Raw genomic sequence first — 463 nt, forward strand, 5'->3', positions numbered from 1 at the left:
CGCATTGGGCACACGGCGCGCAGTGGACACCCCGTTCTCCGTTGTCGCCGTCAATAGCGAGCAGATCAAGAACCAGATGGCCCAGACCGCGACAGACGCGTTCAAGTACGACCCGGCCGTCACCACGCTCTCGGAAAACAAGCGCAACGAGAACTCGTATTTCGCCGTGCGCGGCATGCGCGTGGACATGCTTGACGGCACCAAGATCGATGGGCAGAACTTCGTCTCGTGGCAAGCCGACATCCCGCTCGAGCCGTTCGAGCAGGTGGAACTGCTCAAGGGTCTGGCCGGCTTCATGTACGGCTTCGGCACACCCGGTGGCATCGTGAACTACGTGCTCAAGCGGCCGACAGACGAGCCGCTGCGTCAATTCTCGGTCGGCTACGAAGCGAGCAATGTGTGGAGCGAAAAGCTCGATCTCGGCGGACGCTTTGGCCCCGACAATCGCTTCGGCTATCGCCTG

1 protein-coding gene is annotated in these 463 nt (G+C 61.8%); it reads left to right on the forward strand.

Annotated features, from left to right (window positions below):
* Nucleotides 1-463 (forward strand): TonB-dependent receptor plug domain-containing protein (locus tag CDV44_RS27010; RefSeq protein WP_170936125.1); only part of this gene is annotated, 463 nt, incomplete at both ends.

The organism is Pandoraea sp. PE-S2R-1, from assembly GCF_002179865.1.
Taxonomy (GTDB): domain Bacteria; phylum Pseudomonadota; class Gammaproteobacteria; order Burkholderiales; family Burkholderiaceae; genus Pandoraea.